Raw genomic sequence first — 19426 nt, forward strand, 5'->3', positions numbered from 1 at the left:
ATAAATTAATTACATGCCGGATAGGTACAGGCCGACTCTTGTGTTGTGGTGGAACCAGCAGCGCAATCTACACCACCTGTCATCCAGGTTGCACCCTCCTTATAGGCCCAAGATCCCGAATATTCCCAGGCTGCCCCTGTTCCGTCCACATCAACATCACCAAAGGTTTCAACCACGGTAGTTCCATTGAACAGTTCTATGGCATCATCACCATTTTGGTTCATGGACTCGGTCTCGATAATGTGTTCGAACGAATCGATACAGCCACCAAAATAAGCAGCTATAGTTGCTTGCTCGCGAGCCAGAAGAATATCGTCCCCTTCCTCTACGGCAATTGCCGGCAGTGTATATTCGATACCGTCGGTACCACCTCCATTGTTGGCAACACCGATACTGTATATGCTCAAATCGGGAATTTTCTTATTTACCTTTAAGTGAACGGCCTTTCCTCCATTGGTCCCACTACCGTCCCATGATAGGGCCAGTACTCCTTTTAAGGAAAGTGCTTCGTTACAAATGGGGTAAGGACAGTTGGAATCGGCAGAAGTAGTGGAGCCAACGGAGCAATCAAGCCCGCCAGTGGTCCAGAACCCATCAAATTTATAGGCCCAAGTTCCGGAATATTCCCAGGCCTCACCTGTACCATCTACGTTAGCGTCCCCATAGGTTTCGATGACAGTATCTCCTTGGAACAGTTCAATGGCATCGTCCCCGTTTTGGTTAATTGCTGATTCAGCTTGGAGTACATGCTCGAACTCACCGGCACACCCACCTAGGTAAGTGGATAACAATGCCATTTCCCTTGCTACTAAGATATCATCCCCTGCTGCAACAGAAATCGCAGGCAAGGTAAACTCGTTTCCATCCGTTCCACCACCATTGTTCGCTGTTCCCAGACCATAAAGGCTCAAGTCGGCAATATCCTGATTAGCCACAAGATGGATGGCCTTACCATCATTGGTACCGGAACCATCCCATGTTAGGGCCATAATCCCCTTTAAGGATAAAGCAGGTAATTGCTCAATAATGGCTACCGTTATCCCTTCCGAGCTACTGGAGGCATTGGTTACTTCTCCCAATGAAATATCAATCAGCTCGTTGCCTTCATTTTCGCCATCCAATACTGTGGTAATCTCAAAAGAAACGGATAAAGAGCCTTGAGGAATAGTGATAGTTTCCTCCCCGGAAAAAGTATAGTCCACATCCTTGGTGGCACTTCCATCAAAAATGATGGCAGCGGTCACATCATCGTTTGCAACTTTATTCAAGGTTGCCGTGATCGTCGCCGTTTCACCGTCTTCCTGTAATTCGGAAACATCGCTAGACAAGCTCAGAGTCGGTGGCACAAAAGCTGCGGTAGTGAAATTAATTGCAAAAGGGGTTTCCAAGGATTCACCTTCAACACCATACGTTCCCTCTGGCAATGTTACCGTATAACTCGTTTCATAGTCCAACTCACTTGGTATCAAACTAACATTTGAGTCGGTGTTTGAAAATTCAATTTCGTAATCTACGTTTGCGGAACCTGAAGTAAATTCCAGGGCCGATACTATAGCTTCGGTGTTTAAACTATGGGAAAAAATCAAATCGACCGAGGTGTTCACCGGAACATTTTCGACACTGGTCCCAAAATTTGTTTCGGTTATATTGGTGGTCAATACTCGCAACGAGCCGTCATCTAAAATAGTTCCTTCATCGTCATCGTTACAACCAATAAATAAAAACACCATAAAAAAGGCTATGTGCAATATTGGGTTTTTATACGTTTTCATGTTTAGTTAATTTTTAGTTTGTCATTTGGTAATCTTTTCTGAAATAAATGCACTGAACTCCCTTGGATGAAAATCCCAAATAAGAGGCAGTAAGTAGTACACCATAAGTGAAAGGAACACTATGGAAACAATGTTCATCCATATCCCACTCTTTGCCATATCGGATATTTTTAAATATCCCGACCCAAAAACAACCGCATTGGGCGGTGTTGCCACGGGAAGCATAAAAGCACAGGAAGCAGCCACTGTGGTAGCCACCATTAATATGTAAGGGTTGATGTCGAGTCCTATGGCAATCGGTGCCAAAATAGGAAGCAACATGGCGGTCGTAGCCAAGTTTGAGGTTACCTCGGTAATAAAATTTACGGAGGCAACGATTACTACAACCAATACAATAAGGGCCAATCCTTGCAACAGACTCATTTGACTGCCCAGCCATTCTGCCAATCCGGTCGTTTCAAAACCAGAGGCCAAGGCCATACCCCCTCCAAACAGCAATATGATTCCCCAAGGAAGCTTTACAGCGTCTTCCCAATTGATCAAAGGTTCCTTTTTGTTGTCACTTTTAATGGTAAACAACAAAATACCAGCGCACATGGCTATTATGGTATCATCGATGGCTGGCAACAAGGGTTGAAGCACAAAAGAGCGGGTTATCCAAGCAAAAGCGGTAAGGACAAAGATGCCCAAGACTATTTTTTCTTCCTTCTTCATGGGCCCCAGTTGTTTTATCAATGCATTGATTTCCTCCCTTCCACCTGGAAACTCTTTCTGTTTAAACGTAAAGGCAAACTTGGTCAGGTAAATCCAAGCGATGACCAAAAGTGGAATTGCTATGGGCAATCCCCACTTGGCCCATTGCCAGAACGTAATCTCTATCCCGTAGACCTCTTCTACATAACCGGCGAAGACCAAATTCGGAGGTGTTCCAATCAAGGTGGCCACCCCTCCAATGGAAGCACTGTAGGCTATTCCGAGCATAAGCGCCTTTCCAAAAATCAAGTTTTCGTCTTCCCGTGTAGCTGGATTGTCCTTTAGCTGTGTAACAATGGACATGGCTATGGGCAACATCATTACTGAAGTGGCGGTGTTGGAAATCCACATGGACAAGAATGCTGTTGCCACCATAAAGCCCAGAATGATCTTGGAGACATTGGTCCCTATGATGCGAATAACCTGCAAAGCAATCCGTTTGTGCAGATTCCATTTTTCGATGGCAATGGCCAACATAAAGCCGCCCATATATAAAAAAATGTACTTGTGTCCGTATGAAGCAGTGGTACTCGATAAGTCTACAGCTCCCGTCAATGGAAATAGAATGATGGGCAAAAGTGCGGTCACCCCAATTGGGATAGCCTCGGTCACCCACCATATGGCCATCCAAAGGGTGATTCCCAACATGCTAAAAGCACTCTCTGGCATACCCGAAGGAGGGTCAAAGGTTTGCAGTATCAAAAAGACCAATGGCCCCAGTACCAAAAAAATATTTCTTTTTACCAAACTCATTTTTGGGTCTTGTAAGGTTCAAAATTCATTTCATCCACCAATTGTCTCAAAAAGTCACCTGTGGTTGGTAAAACAAACGATAGATATAATTTTTCGTCGTTCGCATCCTTGGTAATCAAACGGTCTGGAACCTCAAGAATGGATTTGCCCGTAAGCAATTTGGTAATGGTCAAAGCAATCAAATACGTACCATCTGAAGAAGGATGTTTGTCATCAAAATAGAATTCCAAATCAGGCCTCGCAGTTCTAGCCTTCATATATACTGGTCCCACTGGCAACACTTTTGCATTTAGCGATGTGGCCAGATCCATGTACCCTTTGGTAATGGTCTCTTGCATCAATGGATTGGATTTATAGGCCCAGGTCATATAGAAAATGGGCTCCGCTCCTTTGGAACGGACCAATTCGGCAAACTTGCTCCCATATTCCTTAAAACGTTCCGGAGTGTCTATGGTACTAAGGCTATGGTCACCAAACACCACATAGTCCCATTCTTTCTCTTCAAGTAGTTGGCGGGTAACGGTTCCTTTTTCACTTTTCCAATGCTGTTCCAAATTACTGCCACCCACTGTGGATTGATGTGCAGAAATATCAACCCCCTGTGTTTCCGCCATAGCATCCACCAATTGGGGCATGTTCCAAAAGTAGGTGAAGCTATTTCCAACAAACAATATTTTGATGGGGTCTTCCTTTTCTTGGGCACTTAGCTGAACCGGAATGGTCAGCACCAGTGCAACAATCCATATACTCAGATTTTTGATATGTTTATTTCTCATAATTTGATAATGCAATTCTTATTGGTTTATTGATTGACCGGGGTTTCGTCAAAAAAGTTGGGAATTGGGTTGGGAACATTATCGTTCCTGTCTATTTCAGATTGTGGATACAAAAACCGTTGTGGCAGCTCATTGCCCGTGTTCGGGGCGATAGGTACCCTGACAACCGTTTCTCCCTCGGTTCTTCGGGTATCGTTGAAGGTTTCTATTTGTCCAAACAAGGTAATGTAACGTTCTTCCAAGATTTCGCGGAGCAGGGCATTTTCTGGACTGATACCATCCGTATTTTCAATTCCTCCTACTTCAAAATCCGCCGACACATAAGGTTCATAGTTTACTTGGGATAGGTCTACATTTCTAAGGTATCCTCCCGTGTCCATAAATGCCCTGTACTCGTTCAGATTGGATAGTCCTGTACCAAAACCACTGGCCCTTAGTCCTGCCTCTGCTAATATCAGAAGGTTTTCCTCATAGGTGACCAAAGGTGCCGGGGCATCCTGGGCCGCAATACCGTCTTCTATATTTGGCTGTATTCCTGTGCTATTCGTGGTGAAAAGAAAACCATATCGTCCTGTTTCATCGGTCTTGGCATTACCCCTATAATTGGAGGGTATCGGATTTCCTGCACCTGAATCCACAAGGCTTGCCATAAAATCGGATACTATAAGATCGGACTGGCGTACCTCAATGGCAAAAAATTGATAATTGAGATTGGAGTTTTCCGCCGCAGTTCCATGCGGTCCATACATACTGTTCGCCATGGAGCTAATTCCGTTGCCCGCGGCATTCAATGCGGCTTGATAGTTCTTGGTATGCATGTAAAAACGTGCCTTAAGCGTATAAGCGGCCTCTATCCATGCATTGGCGCCCCCATCAAAATAAATATCGGAACCGGCACTTGGTCTTCCAGTTCCTTGGCCCAACAACGAAATTGCGGTATCCAAGGTGTTCTGTATTTTTCCATAGACCGAGGTCTGACTTTCAAACACAGGATCTGTTATAGCAACATTTCCAGCTTCATCAAAAGGGATATCACCATATAGGGATGCGATGGAACCTGCTACCTGTGCCTGTAAAACCAAGGCTATTCCCTGAGCTATCGGGCCAATTTCATCATTGAGAGCGGTCTCTTCCGCAATCAACGCGTTTCTGTAGCCATTTACAAAGGCATCGTTCCAAAGGGCATCAAAATCACTGGTAGTCACCGAATAATTATAGAACCCTTCATGCTGTCTATCTATTCCTCTATACTGGCCGGCAAAAATAGCGGCTCTACGGGCCGATTCTCCGCTCTGGAACAATAGGTTTCCCACTTCTGCCCCCGTCAGCACAGAACTGAAGGAACTCTCCGTAAGGTTATTGGGGTCGTTGTTCAAGTCGTCGACCAAGTCACTACAGGATGCCAGTAGCGTACAAAGTATTACGATGGATATATAGCGTTTCATTATAATAGTTTTTTTTGATTAGAAGTTAAGTGTTAGGCTAAACAAGTAGGATTTAGTGCTTGGGTTGTTGAAATAATCTATCCCTCTAGCTGCACTTACCCCCGAAAGATTGGTATCGGGGTCGTTTCCTTCAAATGGGGCCCATAAGAACAGGTTTCTTCCGGTCACTGAAAATTCAGCGGATTGAATTCCCATGGAATCCGCCATCCATGCATTTTTTAAACGATAGGAAAGGCTTAATTCCCTTAAACGGGTCCATGAACCATCTTCAATATACAGTTCATCATTTCCATTGCTGAAAAATCCTCCATCCCCATTGTACCAAGCTTCGGTAAGAGCAACTGGGCCTGCACCAAAATCCTGTACATTCCCCCTAAAGGTTTCCCCGATATTGATAATGTTACCGTCCGCAGTAAAGTAATTTCGTGTCGCCGTGACCTCATTGGCCGTATCGTACCAGGTTCCCAAATCGCGCATCACGGATTTGGTTCCGGCATAAATATCTGCACCTTGATAGGTTTCCAGCAGGGCTGTCAATCTAAAATTCTTGTACGAAATGCTTGTGGTCAATGACCCTTGCCAATCTGGGTTGGGGTCACCGATTACACCTTCAACCTGGTCTTGCTCGGGAAATCCGTATTCATCATAAACAATGGAACCATCTTCGTTCCGGAGGGTTCTGGACCCCCACAAGACACCCAAAGGCTCTCCTTCTACCGCACGGGAACTAACTGCAGAAAGACCTCCTAGGTTTAGGGATTCTATTCCTGCTAAGTCGGTCACCTTATTACGAACTTGTGTGAAATTCGCATCTATCGACCAGCTAAAATCCCCCGTATCTATGATACGATAGCCTAAATCCAGTTCGTATCCTTTGTTTTCAATTTCAGCGCCATTGGTATATACGGATGTGTAGCCCGTTGAATTGGCCTGTGGAAACTCCAACAACACATCTTCCGTAACATTTGAAAAGTATGTTCCACTTATGGAAAGTTTGTTCCTAAAAAAGCGTAGGTCCAAACCTAACTCCATTTCCTTTTTCCTTTCTGGTTTCAAATTGGTATTACCACGACTGGCACTTGGTACAAAAGCTCCATTACCGAACAACCCAAGATTCAGTCCTCCTCCGTATGAATCGCCAAATGTGGGGGAAACATATACATTTGAGGTGTTGTATCGGGCGGGCTGTACACCTACCTCACCATAGGAAGCCCGTAATTTTCCAAAAGAAAAGAAGGTACTTTCCAGAAAAGGTTCCAACTCGGAAAACTGCCAAGCCACAGAGGTAGATGGAAAAATGAATGCCTTGTTGTCCATATCCCCAAAAGTAGAAGCGGTCTCGCCCCTGACCGTGGCATTTACATACAACATCTCGTACAGCGCAAATGATGCCGATGAATATACCCCCACGGTCCGTTCTTGTCCTTGGGAACTATTGGTCTCTATATTTTCGGGCAGGATATTATCCGAATCCCGTATACCACTGTCCACATCGAGGAACTGAACAAAGTTGGTCCCGACATATCCATTCACCGCTCTTGATTTATCGTTATAATTAAATCCCAACAAAAAATCACCACTGACATTATCTGTTAGGTCAAAATTGGTCTTGGCGATGTAATCCATATTAAAAATGGTATTGGTCGCCAACTCCTGGCTAATAAAACCGGTACTATAAGAACCAGATGCGGAACCTGGTGTGAAAAATTGATTTCTTTTCTCACTGTAATGGTCAAGTCCCACTCTACCGATCAAGGTCAACCAAGAGTTGGGCGTAGCGGTCAACTCCACATTGGTGATGAAACGATCTACCTTGGCCAAATTTTCCTGCTCGTTTATGGTCCACAGTGGGTTATTGTAGGTGGGCGTACCATCCGCGCCCAAGGGTTCTCTGTATGATCGTTGTCTGTCGGATACAGGTGTAGCGTCGCTATTTGCAAAATAGTCCCCCCGATAACCGGTAATATCAAAATCCACTGGATTCCTTAGCAATCCGAGATATAGTCCTGAACTGTTAGCTCCTTTTAAAATTCTATTGGACTTGGTCCGTGAATAGGAGGAGCTGATCTTCAAACTAATTGCATCGGTAAAGTTTTGTCTGGCATTAAAGCGCATGGTCGTTCTATTATAATCGGAATTGTTCCTGATGATACCTTGTTGGTCCAGATTTCCCAAGCTAAAGAACATGGAACCTTTTTGATTGCCTCCACTAATGCTCAAGTTGTTTTCCAAAAAGTGTCCATTATTAAAAATCTTATCAAAATTGGAATCATGGAAGGTTTCCCTTGAGTTTTTGTTCAGAATAGGATAATGGACATTTCCGTTTTGATCCAGATAAAACTCGCCCGAGGTATCCAGTTCATCCAGGCCACCGGACCTTTCGGACAGCTTATCGCCCCAGGAATCCCTGGCCCTTTGATCATATACCCCATTATCGCCCTGGCCGTATTCATCCTGTTGCGGATATCTACGGTTAATTTCATCGTAGGAATAGGTACTCTTTAAGCTTACGGAAAGTCGGCTGTTGAATTTACCGGTTTTGGTCGTAATATTGATGACACCGCCTAAGGCCTGGGTACCCCATAGAGCCGCTGCCGATGCTCCTTTGAGTACGGTAATGCTCTCGATATCGTTCGGATTGATATCGTTCAGCCTTGATTCTTGGTTCACTCCACCGCTATCGCTGTTTCCTCGCACATCGTTACTAATGGGAACGCCGTCCACAATAATAAGCGGTTGACTGTTTCGGGTGATGGAAGACACCCCCCTGATCTGAATGTAGGAACCTGCCCCCGGATCGCTCGAGTTCCGTGAAATACGTACTCCGGAGGATTTACCCGATAAACTATTGAGTACATTGGTCTCCCCTGCCTCGGCCACCTTGTTCCCAGAAACCGTAGAACTGGCATAACCCAAATCGTCTTTCTGTTCCTTAAATCCCAAAGAAGTTACGACAACCTCATCAAGGGCCTCTGCACTCTCTTCCATTACAATATTTAAGGTAGCACCGCTCCCCACCGTTTTGGTTACCGTGGTAAACCCAATATAACTGAATAGAACTTGTGAGGATTCATCGCGTACCGTAATGGCGTAATTACCATCAAAGTCTGAAGTGGTTCCATTAGTTGTCTCTCGCTCAAGTATGGAAACCCCGGGCAATGGCTGCCCATTTTCGTCAGTTACTTTTCCTGAAATTTGTTTTTGAGAAGATACAATTTGAAAGGAAAGGACCCCAAGAAGCAAAAATGCATGCTTAAGTCTGAATTTCATTTTAAATGTTTTAAGTTTGATTAGTTTAGAGTAAAAACTACCAAAAAAACAAAAGTTGTTGTTTTGATATTATTGTGCTTATATGATTGACAATTATATAAATAATCATCATTTATATTGTCACTTTAATAACTTTTATCAATTTTTATCAATTTTTAACCGACTTACATGCATACAGAAGACGAGATAAATAAAATTCATGCGGAATTTATCTCAAAACTAGAACGCCATTATGGCAAATACGATCCGAACACGAACAAATTCGAATCCACAAGCAATTCAAAGATTGCACGTGACCTATTTTATAGTGATTCGCAATTCTCTAGATTAATAAACAATACAGCATCGGAAGGTGAGCTCACCCGGGCCCTACGAAATGTTCAGCGTCTTTTGGACGTAAATGAGCTTCGCGGTAAGGTGAAGAAGTTAGGTGAAAAGCCTAGCGATTCCTTTTTCAGCAATAAGAAATACCTTTTCGGCATCGGGCTTTTACTATTAGCTTGCATCCTAGCCACCTACATGATAACACGCTCCAACGAAACAATTGACCAAACGGAGGAACTATCCGAGGAGACCCGATATGAAATGTTACGGTGGGGTTTTGAAAATAATTACGTAAAACCCTATGTTCGACTAAAAGAACTACCAGAAGATTGTTACTACCCTTGTTACAAATATCAAGGTAAATGGAAGCTCAAAGAAGAATATAAGATTCCTTTTTTTAGGGAAAGAAACGGATTTCATTATGTGGCAAAAGAAGTGGTCATGTATGCTCGGTGTATGGATGAAAGGGATGATCGCGGAGAATCTTTCGAAGGATATGAATATCAAAAGCATGAGATTTGGTATGATAAACGCGAGGTTCCCATCGATTCATTTTTAACCAAGGACGCCAATCCCAAATTGATTTCATCCTACATGAACTCCAACTTTGAAGATGACCCCAATTACGTAAAAATTGCCTATGTGCATACCTTTTTCAAAACCGAGTTCAGTATTGATGGTGAACAAATACAGCGTTCCGGCAAGGCTATTGGACGTGACATTGAGTTTGTCCCTCAAGAAGTTCTGGAAAAAGAGGCCGTATCTGCAAAGTTATTGAACGAACTAAAAAGCGAGACCAACTCCATAGCCAAAAATCTATTGGATGACTTTTCAAAACCCATTACGTGTAATCCGACGATGGCGCCCAATGTGGATTTTAACCAAATCAAAGAGGGAGATGTCCTAAGTTTTGACTGCCAGTTCAGCACCGGGAGATTTCTTGTTGACTATAACAAATCTTACATTTTCACAGATCAATACATTAGTACCTTCTGTAGATAGACCAAAGATTTAGAATGCGTACCGCTGTGGTCCTCCCCTTCGGATTTCCTCACTGGCGTGCTCCTCGAACTTTTTAAAGTTTTCCCTAAAGGCATTGGTGAGCTTAAAGGCCGTTTTGTAGTACGCCCCGTCATCGTTCCATGTAGCCCTTGGGCTGAGCACCTTGGTCGGAACTCCCGGGCATTCCCGTGGCTGGGCCACCCCAAAGACCGAGTGGATGTGGTACTTCTCATAATTGTACAGTCCCAGCTCCCCGTTCAATGCGGCGCTGATCATTGCCCTGGTGTACTTCAGCTCCATGCGCGTGCCCACTCCGTAGGGACCACCGGTCCAGCCCGTGTTCACCAACCATACGTCCACTCCGGATTCCTTCATCTTCTTGCTCAGCATCTCCGCATACCTGGCCGGGTGCAATGGCATGAACGGCGCCCCGAAGCATGCCGAAAAAGAGAGCTGTGGCTCCACAACACCAGCTTCCGTTCCCGCTACCTTGGCCGTATAGCCCGATATAAAGTGATAGGCGGCCTGTGCAGGGGTCAGTTTCGAGATCGGAGGCAATACCCCAAAGGCATCGGCCGTAAGGAAAAAGATGTTCTTTACGTTATTCCCTATCGATGGCCACTGGATGTTATCGATATGGTGTATCGGATAGCTCACCCTGGTGTTCTGGGTAACCGACGTATCTGTAAAATCGACCTCGCCGTTGTCGTCCATCACCACGTTCTCCAAAATAGCGCCCTTTTTGATGGCACCGTAGATCTCCGGTTCCTTCTCCTTTGATAGATCGATCACCTTGGCATAGCAACCTCCCTCGAAATTGAACACCGTGTTATCGGGGGTCCAACCATGCTCGTCGTCCCCTATCAGTTTTCTGTCAGGGTCCGTGGAGAGGGTCGTCTTCCCCGTTCCGGATAGTCCAAAGAATATCGCCGTGTCCCCAGATTCCCCCACATTGGCGGAACAGTGCATGGGCAACGTGTCCTTGTATACGGGAAGGATGAAGTTCAGCGCGGAGAATATCCCTTTCTTGATCTCCCCGGTATAGCCCGTACCACCGATAAGGGCAATCTTCCTGTCAAAGTTCAGTATCGCAAAGTTGTGCTGCCTGGTACCGTCCTGCTTTGGGTCGGCCATAAAACCGGGCGCGTTGACCACGGTCCACTCCGCATCGAAATCCTCCAATTCCTCCTCAGTGGGCCTGAGGAACATATTATAGGCGAACATGTTGGACCATGGGTACTCGTTGATCACACGTATGTTCAAACGGTAGTCCGTATCGGCACAGGCGTACGCATCTCGAACATACAGCTCTTTGGTGTTCAGGTAGGCGATGACCTTATCGAACAATGCATCGAACTTTTCACTGTCAAAGGGGATATTGATGTCCCCCCACCAGACCTTGTCCTTGGTGATATCATCCTTCACGATGAAACGGTCCTTGGGTGACCGGCCCGTAAACTCCCCGGTATTGACCGCCAAGGCACCGGAGGAGGCCTCACGGCCCGTTCCATTGTCGACCGTGATTTCCTGAAGCTCTTCTGGGGTCAATTGGTAATTGATGTTGTTGGAGTTAAGGTTTAATTTTTGAAGCGACGCAATAACGTCGGCGGAAGGTGATACGGACATGATTTCTTGTTCTGTTGATTTATATATGCTTTCAAGAATATCAAAAAAATGGCAGGTAGTAAGAGTTTAACAACGTTTACTAATTTTTAACGATTTTCATATCAATTGGCGTCGCTGCTTTCCACTTAAACAGTATTCAATTACAACCTCATATTAATCATTATTATATTGGGTTCTATTTAAATGAATTTAAGGTATACACTAAAATCAAAAAAGCACTATCAAATGGTTGACAGTGCTTTTAAAACATTCGTTTATGGTGTCGGGATGACTGTATCTTCAACGAAATCTTATGTTGTTGAAAATCATTGTTTTAACCCTGTAATCTTGAATGTATTCCCGTTAAGAACACGGAAACAAAAAACAACTTTTGAACACATTTTTGATGTGTTTATTACAAAAAACATGCAATAAACTCTATGTTGAAAAATATTTACTGCTAGACTAAGATTTGAAATTCTTGGAATTAACATTATAGTAAGAAAACATTGCCCATTGACAATCCTTTCTTGATGAAAAGATACCCGTTCCCATATCCTTCTCTATTGAATCAGTTGACATATCAAATGATTATTGGAAAGATAGACCCTCAAAACCAAATTCATAAGCTATTTCAGATACATTATTTTCTGTATTAATACATAATTTCTTAGGTTCTTTAATCAAAGAAATATGCCCTAAAATCGTTCCTAATAGACTCGTATCATCCCAAAAAGGCAGCGTACATCCAAACCAACTTTTCCTGTTCACGAATATAATCGCTCATCAAGGAATTGGTTCCTTCATCTTGGGCCTCATCCGCCAAGACCAATAACTCCCTTTCCTGAAGCAGCAGAATCCTGAAAGATTCCAAAATGATACGCACGGCGGTTCCTTCATCCTGAACATTTTTATGTTCGGATATCTGGGCTACTTCCACATAATCTGAAAAACTGTGCAATGGTTGTTTCCCCAATGTGAGCACACGTTCTGCTATCTCATCAATTTTCACCAATGAATCGGTATACAATTCTTCAAATTTGGCATGTAGTTCAAAAAACTTATCGCCCTTGATGTTCCAATGGAATCCCCTTGCGTTCAAATAAAAAACCTGGTAGTTCGCCAATAGTGCATTAAGTTTTTCGGCAATATGATGAGATTTGTCCCTTTCAAGACCTATGTAATTTAAATAATCCATGATTTACTTTTTATAGATTGCTAATTCTTCTTTTGAGTTGTAGTAGTTAAAAAACATAAGGGCCGGAATCCATACTCCAGCCCCTATCGATCAAAACCACAACCAACATCTATTATGCATTGTTATTTCAAATATTTTTTCAGTTCGGCAGCGGCGTGATCTAACATGGCCTTTGTAGAGGGTTGATCGGCCAAAGCGTTCAACAATCCAAAGTCATGAATGGTACCATTATAACGAACCGTGGTTACTTCTACACCTGCTTGGTCCAACTTACGGCCATAGGCTTCACCCTCATCCCTAAGGATATCGTTCTCAGCAACCATGATTATTGCAGGGGGCAATCCTTTCAATTCCTCGATACTGGCTTGCAGTGGTGAGGCATAGATAGACTTCCTTTCTTTGGGATCGGTGGTATATTGGTCCCACATCCATTTCATAATGGGTACGGTCAAGAACCTATCGCTGGCAAATTTTTGGTAGGACTCTTGGCTAAACGTGGCATCGGTTACGGGCCACAAAAGGATTTGTGCTTTGATTTTGGGTCCATTTTCTGCTTTGGCCTTTAGGGCCGTTACTGCGGTCATGTTACCTCCAACACTGTTTCCGACAACGGCCAAACGAGATCCATCCACATTGATTTCCTTGCCATGCTCGGCCACCCACTTGGTTGCTGCATAGATTTCATTGATGGCCACTGGAAATTGGGCTTCTGGAGAAGGGGTATAATTTACGAAGACCCCAACGTATCCGGAGCGAACCACTAGGTCTCTGACCAATCTCTTGTGGGTAGGATAGTCTCCCAAGATCCAACCCCCGCCATGGATGAATACGAATACGGGAAGTTCCCCTTTCACGCCACTTGGGCGGACAATATTCAATTTTACATCATACCCATCGGCATGGATGGTCTTTTCGGATTCATCGATGCCGCTAAGATCGACTTCAAAAGCTTCTTGTGCCCCTACCAAAACCTGACGGGCATCTTCTTTGGAAAGGGTTTCCAGACCTGGTCCACCAGAAGTGTTCAATACGGTTAAAAAATCCTTTACGCCTTGATCAAGATGTGCATCTGTGGCATAATCTTGTACCTGTGCATTAACTGTTGTACTCATAACTGTTAGAATTAAAGTTTTAAAAATTGTTTTCATTGTGATTCTTTTTAAAGGTTATTTCATTTTGATGGCACAAAGATTTATTATTTGGCGTATATAAATCAAATTAATAATTTTATAAATTAATTACTTTTACTTATAAGTATGACTATACAACAGCTCCGATACATTGTGACCCTTGAAAAAGAACGACATTTTGCAAGGGCCGCAGAAAAATGCTTGGTTACCCAACCTGGTCTGACCATTCAGTTGAAAAAATTGGAAGAGGAAATCGGCATCAAGATCTTTGATCGATCTAAGATTCCCCTCGAACCAACCCCACTTGGCCTAGAGATAGTTGAAAAAGCCAAAAAGATTCTGCGTGAAGTAGACACGGTCCGGGATTTTATCATCGAACAAAAGAATATATTGACAGGTAAGGTTCGCTTAGGTGTGGTATCCACTTTGTCCCCCTACTTGATACCCCTTTGTCTGAGAGAGTTCCAAAAAACCTTGCCGGATATCCAGTTCATTATTTCAGAAGATTCAACCGTGGGCCTTATGAATACATTGGAAACCGGGGAATTGGATGTCGCTTTGATGGCCACGCCCACTGGCAATTCCAACTTAAGGGAGTTCCCCATCTTCAACGAGCCTTTCATGGCCTATCTGCCCATCCACCATCAGAAAGCCACGCAAAGCACCTACGAACTTGATAATCATGACAGGGATAATTTGTTGATCTTGGAAGGTGAATTCTGCTATAACTCCCAACTGTTGGACATCTGCAGCTTGGACACTTCCAATGCCCATCTCAATTTTTCCTATGAAATCAATTCGATTGAAACACTCAAGAACATGGTGCGGCAAGGGTTTGGCTTTGCCATTGTTCCCTGGTTGTCCACATGGGTCGAAACCACTCAAACAAAAGCGAGCAGCATCCCATTTGCGATACCTCAGCCCGCACGGGAAATCAGTCTGGTGACTTCGGACACCTTCTCCAAAAAACTATTGGTTGAAAAAATGAGCCAAGCGATATGGGAAAGTCTTCCCGATGCTCTAAAATCCATGACAACGTATCGGAAAATAAGATGGGACGATTCCCCTTATTTCTCAAAAAAATTGGCCAAATAAAGTGCCGGCTCCAATCGAGAACTTTAAGTTCCCCATTCCTTTTGATAACGAAGAAATTGTCAAAGGGGATATTGGGTAAATGTAGGACGACAAACTCGAAGGACAATTTCGATTTGTGGGGAAAATGGGGAAACCAAGGTCTGGGGAGAGCAAACCCCATACCAAGGTATTACATCTACGCTGTCCTTCAAGGTCCAAGTATTAGGTTTTGGTTGCCACCGTTGTATTTTGGCCAGTTAATCTGTCCATTGAAGCTGGTCAAGGGCCGTTTCTATGGATTGCTTTTGGAGTTTCTTCATAGCTGTACCCTCTACCCTGACCAAATCAACATCCGTAATGCCTAAAAAACCAAGTATGGTCCGAAGGTATGGGGAAACAAAATCCATTTGTTTGGCCGCACCTTCTGAATATACCCCCCCAGAAGCCATCGCAATATAAGCCTTGGTGTTTTGTATGAGGCCTTTAGGACCATCCTTTCCATATTCGAAGGTAACACCGGCACGACTGATCTGATCCAGCCACGCTTTCAGTTGGGACGGTATTCCAAAATTGTACATGGGGGCATCAATGATCAGGATATCGGCTTCCATCACTTGCTGTATCGCCTTGTCGGATATCCGTAATAAATGTTCCTGATCCGGCGTCAACTCTTCTTTGGGCACAAAAAAAGCCGCAAAGGTATCCCCTCCCAAATGCGGGAAATCCTCTTCGGACAAATCCTTCGTCACCACATACATGTCCGTATAAAGGTTTCTTAGCTTATGTACCAGTGCACAACCCAATCTTGCACTATAGGATTCATTCCCGTTGATACTTGACTTAATATGCAATACTCTTTTCATATTTGGATTTATTGATTGTTCGATTTATTCATGTGGTGTTCCCCTTTAACAAATAGGGCATAGGAGATAGTAAGTAGGCCCAAGAACACCAATGGGGCAATCCATACAGCAATCGGGTCCCCCACCGAAATGTGTGCCAAGGCGGCAGAAACAAAGGTGAAAGCAAAGCCTGCATAAACCCAGTCCTTTATCCTGCCCTTTACTGGTACAAGCAGTAGAACAGCACCGATCATTTTGGCAATGGCCAGTTCCACTCTAAAATAAGAGGGAAAGCCAAGATGTTTGAAAGCCTGCTCCATCTCTGGATTCCCGAGATAAGAATATGCAGAAAACAACATCATAATGCCTATTGCACCGGTAATGACCCAAAAAGTAACTTTTAAATATTTTCTCATGATTTCATTTTATTTGGCTAAATTAGTCACATCAGCTATACATATGTTAGCAGTATACCAAATGTTAGTAGTTACATTTTTGTTAGTGGATTATGGAAAATACCATCTCAAAGGAGGCCTGTCAACGAAAACTCAATGGCATTGATGATGCCCTTTATGCCATTGGCGGGAAATGGAAACTAAAAATCATCCTTGCGGTCAAGGAAGGTAATTCACGCTTCAACGAGATTCAGCGGGCCATTGGAATATCTGCAAGGATGCTGTCCTTGGAACTGAAGGATTTGGAACTGAACGGGTTCATCCATCGCAACGTGGATACCGGACCACCGGTGCAGGTGGAATATTACGCCGCTCCTTACTGTGATACCTTGGATGGGGTATTGGCGGCTTTGAGTGATTGGGGCGAGATGCACCGTGAGAAAATAAGACGTGAACGATCTTAAGGGTATACACCACAGCTTTGTCGGTAGCGACTGTAAACTGTCCCCAAAAAAAGAACCTCTTCCATTTAAATTATAAACCGAACGCAACTTTTCTCCGGATTCATCCTCTTCCAACAAAAAATATGAGAGCACACTATCTGCTTTGTGTCCTTATTGCTTCCAATAAGCCATTGTTGGGTTCAAAAACAGGTATATCAGATGCAACCATCAAATTATGAATTAGGATTAATATCAATCAAATCCCTTCAATAAGGACAGAACAACATTTCATTTTTAAAACCTATTGACTCTGTTTTTAACCCTTCCTCTATCTGAAAAATTAAGATTGTATCAGCTACCCCTCATAAAACATTTCGAGCTGCTCCAAACGGCTCTTGATCCGTTTATTTTTCATAGGTTCAAAATGGAACAATGTCTTACCGTCTTTGGTCACCAATACCCTATAGGACTGTTTCAATTTCTTCGTAAAATGGTATATGGACACCAGTTCCGCAAGATCCTCACTCCAGGAAGCCATACCATAAAGAGAGGCGAAGGGTGTTTGCTTTAACGCATTGTACACTTCATGAGCCTGAACAATGGGGAGGGGTTTGCCGCCCCTGAACCTAGTGCTCTCCAGCAGGGTATCCGCATATATCTTTAAAGGTAGATTACGGCCACTCCACACATCTTGGGTAAATGGGGTAACGGCCAAAGAGACTTCTTCTTCGGTTTGGGGTGTGATTTCCATGACCACATCCATGATATGTGTGGCCTCGTGGAGCAATACATAGACCATGGCGTTCATGTCACCGGCCTCGACACGTACTTCATATCCATCGCCCTCCGAAGTCATATAACATAGGTTCTCTTTCCATGTCGCCCATTCAGAAACAGTTTCATTAAAAATACCGGCCCTGAAGGTGATATTGAACTTTTTCCCTTCTAGTGTTGAGTCCAAGGTTGAAGTAAGGGCCGTATTGGGCATATTGTCCATAAAACTAAAGCTATGCAGGTGCTCTTTTAGTACCCTTTGATGGGAAGGTGGCAAAAGTGAAAAGCTCATCTGGAACAAATCCTTCTCCTTGGCCGTCAATTCATGGTTCACCGGGTCCATCCCGGCATCCCGAAACTTGCCAAGCACACTTTCAGGTGCAGGTTGGACCCTTTCAAACAACCAAACATCCTTGGGACCATCAGTTCTCCCAGAGGTCTGGGCTTGGACGGATGAACCCAAAACAACCAACAAAAACACTTTGAACAGCTTACCTTTCATCTTCATCTTATTAAGTTAAACCATGGATGCCCATAGCTGTGATGTATTTCCAAAACCAAGATTGACCCGGGCCATCAAAATAACGACCGACAGGTCTACTAAAGGGTAATTCTCAAGGACTTGATCAATCCGTCCTCGAATTCAAAATTATGCCTCAAAACAATAGGACTGCCAGGAAAGGTGCCGGAACTTTCTGCGGTAAGAATCCCCAACTTCCCATGTTCTTCATAGTTTAAGGGTTTTACCACTGTATTGTACTTTGCATTGGTTTCGGCATTCCAATTTTCAATCTCAACTTTTCCGACATGGTCCTTTCCCTCGTCAAACACCCTTGCTTTTTCAGTAAAACAATCGGCATAGGCAGCACTATCAAACTTGTCCTGTGCCGTGATTAAATCCGTAATTACTTTTGGTAGATTCATTGTTTTCATGTCTTATGTTTTTTCAATTTCTAAAATGTAGTTGCCCACAAAATGGGTATGCTTAAATGGTGGGGATGGTGCCGCCATCGATCACGTATTCCGTACCTGTCAAATAACCTGCTCTTGGAGATACAAGGAACCCTACCAGTTCGGCCACCTCTTCGGGCCTAGCAGGTCTTCCATAGGGTATTCCGCCCAAGGCGTCCATCACGGTCTGCTCCGCCGCTTCAACGGAAATGTTGGAACTTTCCGAAATGCGTTCCATCATCCTTTTGGATGCCGCGGTCATGATCCAGCCCGGCGAAACGGTCAGTACCCTCACCCCTTTTGGGGAAACCTCCTTCGCCAAACCTTTGCTGTAATTGACCAAACCAGCTTTGGCCGCCGCATAGGGCAAGGTGGAGTCGTGTAAGGGCAATTTCGCTTGGATCGACCCAATGTGAATGATCACCCCGCTTTTTCTTTCCAGCATTTGGGGCAGGATGGCCCTGTCCAATCGAACAGGGGCCAACAGATTGGTCTGGAGGGTCGATTCCCAATCCTCGTTGGTCAGCACGGAAAATCCGCCGCCCGGGGTATCCGATCCACCAAGGTTATTGACCAAAATATCAATCTTCCCAAAACGGTTCAACACCTCGGATGCCACTTTGGAAGTCCCCTCCTTGGTACTGAGGTCCGATGGAATGAATTGTATCCCATCGGCCAGGGATTCTGGGTGGCTTCTGGCGGTCACGATCACCGTTGCACCAGCACTGTTCAAGCGTTCAGCTATGGCCCTTCCCGTTCCTTTTGTTCCTCCCGTCACCAACGCAACTTGGCCTGCCAGTTCATTCTGATAATCCATTTTCTAATCTACTTGAAATTGTTTGGTACAAATTTCTGCCGTATGATACTTTCCCACAAGTACGGACTTACGATTCATATAGGGATAAATTTTTCCCCTATT

General features: G+C 44.1%; 16 protein-coding genes. 3 read left to right on the plus strand and 13 right to left on the minus strand.

Annotation, left to right across the window (positions count from 1 at the left end):
* Positions 1-5: 5 nt before the first annotated feature.
* Genes GUA46_RS10255 through GUA46_RS10275 form a run of 5 tightly spaced genes read right to left on the minus strand, consistent with a single transcriptional unit; the run spans position 6 to position 8769 of the window.
* On the minus strand, positions 6-1772 hold the full coding sequence (locus GUA46_RS10255) for an Ig-like domain-containing domain (protein WP_176620407.1): 1767 nt from the start codon (positions 1770-1772) through the stop codon (positions 6-8).
* Positions 1773-1793: 21 nt separating this feature from the next.
* On the minus strand, positions 1794-3278 hold the full coding sequence (locus tag GUA46_RS10260) for an SLC13 family permease (RefSeq protein WP_176620408.1): 1485 nt from the start codon (positions 3276-3278) through the stop codon (positions 1794-1796).
* Positions 3275-4054: an SGNH/GDSL hydrolase family protein gene (locus tag GUA46_RS10265; protein ID WP_218109540.1), complete on the minus strand. Its 780-nt coding sequence runs from the start codon at positions 4052-4054 to the stop codon at positions 3275-3277. The genes GUA46_RS10260 and GUA46_RS10265 overlap by 4 nt, the downstream gene beginning before the upstream one ends.
* A 26-nt stretch (positions 4055-4080) precedes the next feature.
* Positions 4081-5499 (minus strand): SusD/RagB family nutrient-binding outer membrane lipoprotein, encoded by a 1419-nt coding sequence (locus GUA46_RS10270; protein ID WP_176620409.1) that lies wholly within the window; start codon positions 5497-5499, stop codon positions 4081-4083.
* Positions 5500-5517: 18 nt separating this feature from the next.
* Positions 5518-8769 (minus strand): SusC/RagA family TonB-linked outer membrane protein, encoded by a 3252-nt coding sequence (locus tag GUA46_RS10275; protein ID WP_176620410.1) that lies wholly within the window; start codon positions 8767-8769, stop codon positions 5518-5520.
* 168 nt (positions 8770-8937) lie between these two features.
* Between GUA46_RS10275 and GUA46_RS10280 the strand changes: the two genes are divergently transcribed.
* Positions 8938-10095, plus strand: a complete 1158-nt coding sequence (locus GUA46_RS10280; protein ID WP_176620411.1) for a hypothetical protein — start codon at positions 8938-8940, stop codon at positions 10093-10095.
* Between the two features lie 9 nt (positions 10096-10104).
* On the opposite strand, the gene pckA is transcribed toward GUA46_RS10280, so the two are convergent.
* From pckA to GUA46_RS10295, 3 genes are all read right to left on the minus strand, one after another.
* Positions 10105-11721 carry a phosphoenolpyruvate carboxykinase (ATP) gene (pckA, locus tag GUA46_RS10285; protein WP_176620412.1) on the minus strand — a complete coding sequence of 539 codons (1617 nt, stop codon included), beginning with the start codon at positions 11719-11721 and terminating at the stop codon, positions 10105-10107.
* A gap of 703 nt (positions 11722-12424) precedes the next feature.
* Positions 12425-12898, minus strand: a complete 474-nt coding sequence (locus GUA46_RS10290; protein WP_176620413.1) for a Dps family protein — start codon at positions 12896-12898, stop codon at positions 12425-12427.
* A gap of 122 nt (positions 12899-13020) precedes the next feature.
* Entirely contained in the window at positions 13021-14010 is a 990-nt protein-coding gene (locus tag GUA46_RS10295) for an alpha/beta hydrolase (protein ID WP_176620414.1), read from the minus strand.
* A 144-nt stretch (positions 14011-14154) separates the two neighbouring features.
* Here GUA46_RS10295 and GUA46_RS10300 point away from each other — a divergent pair, with 144 nt between their 5' ends.
* A complete protein-coding gene (locus tag GUA46_RS10300; RefSeq protein ID WP_176620415.1) occupies positions 14155-15123 on the plus strand; it encodes a LysR substrate-binding domain-containing protein in 969 nt (322 codons plus the stop codon).
* A gap of 236 nt (positions 15124-15359) precedes the next feature.
* Here the strand turns inward: GUA46_RS10300 and GUA46_RS10305 are convergent, their stop codons facing one another.
* Both GUA46_RS10305 and GUA46_RS10310 read right to left on the minus strand, forming a co-directional pair.
* Positions 15360-15965 (minus strand): FMN-dependent NADH-azoreductase, encoded by a 606-nt coding sequence (locus tag GUA46_RS10305; protein WP_176620416.1) that lies wholly within the window; start codon positions 15963-15965, stop codon positions 15360-15362.
* Positions 15966-15973: 8 nt separating this feature from the next.
* Positions 15974-16360 (minus strand): DoxX family protein, encoded by a 387-nt coding sequence (locus GUA46_RS10310; RefSeq protein WP_176620417.1) that lies wholly within the window; start codon positions 16358-16360, stop codon positions 15974-15976.
* A 92-nt stretch (positions 16361-16452) separates the two neighbouring features.
* Here GUA46_RS10310 and GUA46_RS10315 point away from each other — a divergent pair, with 92 nt between their 5' ends.
* Positions 16453-16803 (plus strand): winged helix-turn-helix transcriptional regulator, encoded by a 351-nt coding sequence (locus tag GUA46_RS10315; protein ID WP_176620418.1) that lies wholly within the window; start codon positions 16453-16455, stop codon positions 16801-16803.
* Between the two features lie 334 nt (positions 16804-17137).
* Here GUA46_RS10315 and GUA46_RS10320 read toward each other — a convergent pair whose 3' ends face one another.
* The 3 genes from GUA46_RS10320 to GUA46_RS10330 all read right to left on the minus strand — a co-directional run bounded on the left by GUA46_RS10320 (position 17138) and on the right by GUA46_RS10330 (position 19324).
* Entirely contained in the window at positions 17138-18064 is a 927-nt protein-coding gene (locus GUA46_RS10320; protein WP_218109542.1) for a hypothetical protein, read from the minus strand.
* Between the two features lie 92 nt (positions 18065-18156).
* Complete coding sequence (locus tag GUA46_RS10325) at positions 18157-18489, minus strand: nuclear transport factor 2-like protein (RefSeq protein WP_229418485.1); 333 nt, start codon at positions 18487-18489, stop codon at positions 18157-18159.
* A gap of 52 nt (positions 18490-18541) precedes the next feature.
* A complete protein-coding gene (locus tag GUA46_RS10330) occupies positions 18542-19324 on the minus strand; it encodes an SDR family oxidoreductase (RefSeq protein ID WP_176620419.1) in 783 nt (260 codons plus the stop codon).
* Positions 19325-19426: the final 102 nt, after the last annotated feature.

Origin of the sequence: Flagellimonas chongwuensis (genome assembly GCF_013376415.1) — a bacterium.
GTDB classification, from domain to species: domain Bacteria; phylum Bacteroidota; class Bacteroidia; order Flavobacteriales; family Flavobacteriaceae; genus Flagellimonas; species Flagellimonas chongwuensis.